Origin of the sequence: uncultured Maritalea sp. (genome assembly GCF_937139385.1) — a bacterium.
Classification (GTDB): domain Bacteria; phylum Pseudomonadota; class Alphaproteobacteria; order Rhizobiales; family Devosiaceae; genus Maritalea; species Maritalea porphyrae_A.
Genome location: NZ_CAKZPW010000108.1, coordinates 1 through 5,515, shown reverse-complemented (window position 1 = coordinate 5,515; position 5,515 = coordinate 1). Strand labels below are relative to the sequence as shown.

At 50.0% G+C, this 5,515-nt stretch carries 7 protein-coding genes; 1 reads left to right on the top strand and 6 read right to left on the bottom strand.

All coding sequences use genetic code 11. From position 1 onward, the window contains the following. On the bottom strand, positions 1 to 218 hold a 218-nt coding region (locus tag Q0231_RS04425), incomplete at its 3' end, for a hypothetical protein (protein ID WP_299345599.1). Positions 219 to 451: 233 nt separating this feature from the next. Between Q0231_RS04425 and Q0231_RS04420 the strand changes: the two genes are divergently transcribed. Beyond that, positions 452 to 1,399, top strand: a complete 948-nt coding sequence (locus Q0231_RS04420) for an RICIN domain-containing protein (RefSeq protein ID WP_299345596.1) — start codon at positions 452 to 454, stop codon at positions 1,397 to 1,399. Between the two features lie 11 nt (positions 1,400 to 1,410). On the opposite strand, the gene Q0231_RS04415 is transcribed toward Q0231_RS04420, so the two are convergent. From Q0231_RS04415 to Q0231_RS04395, 5 genes are all read right to left on the bottom strand, one after another. Continuing rightward, a complete protein-coding gene (locus Q0231_RS04415) occupies positions 1,411 to 2,022 on the bottom strand; it encodes an aspartate/glutamate racemase family protein (protein WP_367274468.1) in 612 nt (203 codons plus the stop codon). A 75-nt stretch (positions 2,023 to 2,097) separates the two neighbouring features. Next, on the bottom strand, positions 2,098 to 2,619 hold the full coding sequence (locus Q0231_RS04410) for an RNA pyrophosphohydrolase (RefSeq protein ID WP_269392803.1): 522 nt from the start codon (positions 2,617 to 2,619) through the stop codon (positions 2,098 to 2,100). A 1-nt stretch (position 2,620) separates the two neighbouring features. After that, complete coding sequence (locus tag Q0231_RS04405; protein ID WP_299345592.1) at positions 2,621 to 3,784, bottom strand: divergent polysaccharide deacetylase family protein; 1,164 nt, start codon at positions 3,782 to 3,784, stop codon at positions 2,621 to 2,623. A 60-nt stretch (positions 3,785 to 3,844) separates the two neighbouring features. Next, positions 3,845 to 5,164: a S41 family peptidase gene (locus Q0231_RS04400; protein WP_269392801.1), complete on the bottom strand. Its 1,320-nt coding sequence runs from the start codon at positions 5,162 to 5,164 to the stop codon at positions 3,845 to 3,847. A gap of 3 nt (positions 5,165 to 5,167) precedes the next feature. Then, positions 5,168 to 5,515: peptidoglycan DD-metalloendopeptidase family protein (locus Q0231_RS04395; protein ID WP_299345589.1), on the bottom strand; the 348-nt coding region annotated here is incomplete at its 5' end.

Genomic DNA, 5,515 nt, shown 5'->3' with positions numbered 1-5,515 from the left:
AAAAATATGGCAGGACTCGTTTGCGCTCTGTTTTTTGCGCCCTTCGTGTTGTGATGCGCTGACTTGCCTTTGTTTGGGCCTGAAGTGACTGTGCACTTTTCGCCAGCAGTGAGCGATGTTTGCGGCGCTGCGGTGCTCACAGTTGCGCTTGCGGCAACCAGCATCATGGTTGCGGTTAGGATGGATGTGGCTTGAATGATTTTACGTGAAACTGACATTTGGTATCTCCCTTTTCAAAATGTTGCCCCGTTTTACAAGTCAGCATCTGTTTCTGGCGTGAACTGGCCATTCATCCACTGTTCACCCCATTTGGGATAGCCGCGCGTTCCTCTTTCTACCTGCCTTTCAACTACATGAACGCAATATGAATTCCCCGTTCAAAGCAGCCTCATGCGCGCCGCTCTACAAAGGGATCAACAAACGGGAACAGTAATTCATTGGGAGAAGAAAAATGTACTGGAATTCAATCAAACGCGCATCAGCTGCCGTCGCTATTATCACAGCTTCAGTTTTTGGGGGCAGCTCATTCGCTTCTCCATTGGCAGTTACCCCCCTTAGCGGTGGCTTCACCATCCAACAAAAAAGCAATGGTCGCTTTATGGATGCACATGAGGGCTCCAACGACAATTCAATCGTGACCCGCGCTAAACAAGCGAACACAACGCAGGTGTGGACCTTCAAGCCACTTGGCAACAATATTTATACGATCCAGCAAAAGAGCAATGGTCGTTTCATGGACGCACACGAAGGGTCTGCCGATAGCTCAGCGGTCACTCGTAATCGCCAAAACAACCGCACCCAGCAATGGCGTTTGGTTCTGGAAGGGCATCAAACATATACATTGCAGCAAATGAGCACTGGTCGCTATCTTGATGCCCACGAAGGCTCAAACGACAATTCAGTTGTCACTCGCCCGCCGCAAAATAACTCAACGCAGCGTTGGTTGATCAAAAAAGCTGTTGCACCAGCACCACAGCCTTCCGGCAGCATTGTTGGCGAGTTCACCATTCAACAAAAGAGCACTGGCCGTTATTTGGATGCCCACGAGGGATCAAACGACAATTCAGCGGTTACTCGTCCACCACAACTCAACCGAACACAAGTGTGGGTACTGCGTTTGCTAGGCAACAATACTTATACGATCCAGCAAAAAAGCTCCGGTTTATATCTAGATGCCCACCAAGGCCCAACAAGCTACGATATCGTAACGCGTCCAAAACAAAACAACATGACACAGAAATGGGTGATGACTTCACTGGGCAACAAAACCTACACAATCAAACAACGCAGCACTGGCCGGTTTGTTGATGCTCATGAAGGTTCAAACGACAACTCAGCTGTGACCCGTCGCGCGCAGAATGACAATACTCAACGTTGGATCATCACAAGCGCGGACTAAGAGCGAACAGCCTAACTCAGAATAAAATCAGCGGCGGCTCCTGCGTGCAGGGCCGTCGTGTCGTATGTGGGGATAGGGCTATCGTCATCACTGATCAGCATCGTAATTTCTGTGCAACCCAAAATCACCGCCTCAGCACCGCGCGCCCTCAGTTTATTGATGGCGTCGATATAAACCAAACGAGACTGATCACTGATGATGCCTTTGCACAATTCGTTGTAGATAATGCCAGAAAGGTTGGTGCGGTCCACTTCAGGCACCAATACATCCAAACCTTTGGCTTCTAAACGATCAACGTAGAACGGCATTTCCATGGTGAAGGCAGTCCCAAGCAGAGCAACACGCTCAATACCGTCTGCCAACAAAGCGTCGGCAGTTGGTTCAGCAATATGAACGAATGGCAGATCAACACTATCTTCAATGCGGTGTGCCACATTGTGCATCGTATTGGTGGCCAGAAATATTGCTTGTGCGCCTGCTCGATCTAAGCGTTGAGCGCTATCAACCATAGCGGCGCCCAATCCATCCCAATCGTGTGCGGCTTGCATTTTTGCAATTGGTTCAAAGTCAACGGAATGCATCAAAATCGGCGCCGAATGCAGGCCACCCTTACGTTTTGTGATTTATTTGTTGATGGCGGCGTCATAGAGCGCAGTTGACTCCCAGCTCATGCCACCAATAAGGCCAATGGTTTTCACTTATGCGACTTTCTTGGGGCCAATATGAGAGAACATTGCCAAAATGTCATCGTACACTTTGCGTTTAAACGGCACGATCAAATCCGGCATTTCGTCCAATTGCTTCCAAGCCCAAGCGCTAAATTCGGCTGGGTGTGCGCCATTGGCTGGCCGTTTTACGTTGATTTCATCTTCCTCACCCGTAAATCGCATCGCAAACCAATCCTGCACTTGGCCGCGATATTTGCCTTTTAAGCCAATGCCAAGCAATTCATCTGGTAGATCATAAAACAGGGGATTTTTGGATTTTTCAATAATTTCGACGGACTTGACGTTGGTTTCTTCGTAAAGTTCGCGCAAAGCTGCTTCTGCAGCCACTTCGCCTTTATCAATCCCACCTTGAGGCAATTGCCAAATATATTTGGCAAATTCTTTGTCTTGTGGTTTGCGTTTCCCAGCGAAGACTTTGCCTTCGTTATTGAACAAAACAATGCCCACACATGGGCGGTAAGGCAATTGCTCTCGCAGTGCAAAATTAGTCATATTATGATCCATCATGGTGAGTATAAAGCGCACTTACAGGCACAAGTATAATGCCCTTGTCTTCCAGTGTTTGGGCCCATTCAGTCAGGGTGCGCACCGAAATTGGTAGCACCGTGGCTAGCCCAATAGCATGGCCCTTTTCTCGGGCGCGAATTTCCAACCGGCTAAGTTGCTCCAAAATTCTGGCTTGGGATGGAGTATCATCCAATGTGATGTCTGCCACTGCAAAATTTGCGCCAGAGCGTTGCGCCAACTGCGGCGCGACAGATCTGTTCGAAGTGCCATCATCCACATAGGCCAGGCCCCTCAACGCAATCTCTTCCATGATGGGCTCAAAGTCGCCAGATGACGATGTGAATTTTGCACCCATATGGTTGATGATTCCGGTGTAACCTTGGATCTGCGACATCAACCAATAAAGCCGATCAAGATTTGAGCGCACGGATTGGCCAACCAGTAGGGTTTGCGGGCCAGGGTCATTTTGCGGATAGTCGAAAGGCTCTAGCGGCACCTGCAACATGACCTCGTGGCCACCCTCTCGGGCCTTGCCTGCAATCTCAGCAACCGATTTGCCATAAGGAGCAAACGCTAACGTAAAGTCGTCCGGCAGTCGATCAATGGCACTATTGCTGCCGTCTTTTGATAGGCCAAGACCTGTCACAACGATAGCGATCAGCGGTTTGCCATCGGCCGTACTCGCGCTAATCGATGGTCGGGCATAAACATCGACGGGCCGGTCGCCATTGCTTGCAACTTGGGGAATGTAGCCATGTTGGCTCAATTCCAACATGTCTTTACGCACAAGCCCGCCAACCGCAGCATTATCTGAATCGGGCAAATCGTCTGTGTTGACAATGAGCTGCTCACCATTCCCAACTTCAATCACTCCGGTGCCCGGTTCTTCGGTTTGGCTTTGTTCCTCAACGGTTAGGTTTCTTGCCAGCTCATTGCTGTCCACAACGGAGTTGACCTCCACATTGGCGACAGGGCGGCCACCTTCTGGGTTGTCGACAAAGAATATCCAAGCCAAAGGCGCACCAATCACCAAAGCCATAATGCCAATCGCAATTGGCACTATAGGCAGGCGGGGCAAATTGGTTTTGGACTCGGGTGGCTTGGCCTTGCCGCGTCTGCGACCCAAGGGCTTATCCAGCTTGTCGATCATGTGCCGCAGTTTATCCTATCACGTCGATGAAGGGCCTATCGGGCCCTGTTCTCCTATATTCTAATTATCTGCTTTGGGTGGAAAGGCCTCATTAGTTTCCACACCATTGATCAAATCAACAGCATACTTGAGCTGATTGTCTTTATCTGGATCTGCGGGCACAAAAACAGAAGAACCGGTAGTCGCTTCTTTTTCCGTACCGCCATCAATATGCCCATCAAGTGCCGCTTCGCCAATAAGCAAATCTCGGCCCTGCAACTCTTCGGGCACGTCTTGGAAAATCTCAATGTCTGGCGTAATGCCAGCGGCTTGTATGGAACGCCCACTTGGCGTGTAGTAGCGCGAAGTGGTTAAACGCATTGCGCCATTTTCCCCAAGTGGAATAATGGATTGTACCGAGCCTTTGCCAAATGACCGTGTGCCCAACAAAGTGGCCCGTTGTTGGTCCTGCAACGCCCCGGCAACAATTTCAGACGCAGAAGCGGATCCCCCATTGATCAAAACGATCAAAGGAATATCAGCAATCAATTTGTCCAAATCATCAGGGTTTGCGTCATAGCGCGTGTTTTCATCATCGGTGCGACCGCGGGTCGACAAAATATTGCCGCGCGCCAAAAACGCATCTGCAATATAGACCGCTTGGTCCACCAAACCGCCCGGGTTGTTGCGCAAATCCAAAACCAACCCTTTCATGTCATCACCCATTTCACTCCGCAATTCGCGGATGCCGTCTTCAATGCCGGCATAGGCCTGTCCGGTGAACCGTGCGAGGCGAATTACCCCCACATTGTCACGAACTGACGTACGCACCACACGGAAGGTGATGATGTCGCGCGTAATGGTGATGTTCAGGGGGTCGTCTCGGCCTTCACGTACGATGGTCAATTCAATGTCAGTACCGATTTCGCCACGCATTTTGTCCACGGCTTGATCAAGCGAAAGACCACGGACTTCAACACCATCCAATTCAACGATTAAGTCACCCGCCAAAACGCCTGCACGTGCAGCGGGTGTTTCATCAATTGGTGAAACCACTCGGATCACTTCATTTTCCATGATCACTTCAATACCCAAACCGCCAAATGTGCCCTGCGTATCTTCGCGCACATCTTCAAAGTCATTGGGATCCAGATAACCTGAATGTGGATCGAGCGACGTCAACATGCCTTGAATGGCTGCACGAACCAATTCGCGCTCATTTGGCGCGTCCACATATTCATCGCGAATGCGGTCGAATATCTCGCCAAACAGGTTGAGCTCTTGATAGACCTCATCATCGCTCATTGGCCCCGTTGATTGGTCTTGCGCCAATGCACCATGTGCACCAGCAATGATCATAATGAAGGACAGCCACAGGGCCCGAACAATACTAGATTTCATTTTTTATCCGTTTTGCGTTGCGGTTTTTGTGGTCGCCCACCAATCAGAAGGGTCAATTGGCTCCCCTTCCTTACGAAGTTCAATATATAGCGTTGGACGCGAGTTACCAGCACTGGTCGCGATTGTTTGAGAAATCGTGCGCTTGCCCATAATTCCAACCGGCTCTCCCATCAGCACAAATTGTCCCAACGCCACATTTGTGCTGGCAAGGCCTGCCAGCAAAATATTGTAGTCTTGTCCTACGTTTAAGATGACAATTTGGCCGTAATTAAGGTACGGGCCCTGATAAATGACCGAGCCATTAGCCGGTGAAACAGCGGGTGGCTCGGCAGGTGTGGCGATAGATGTACC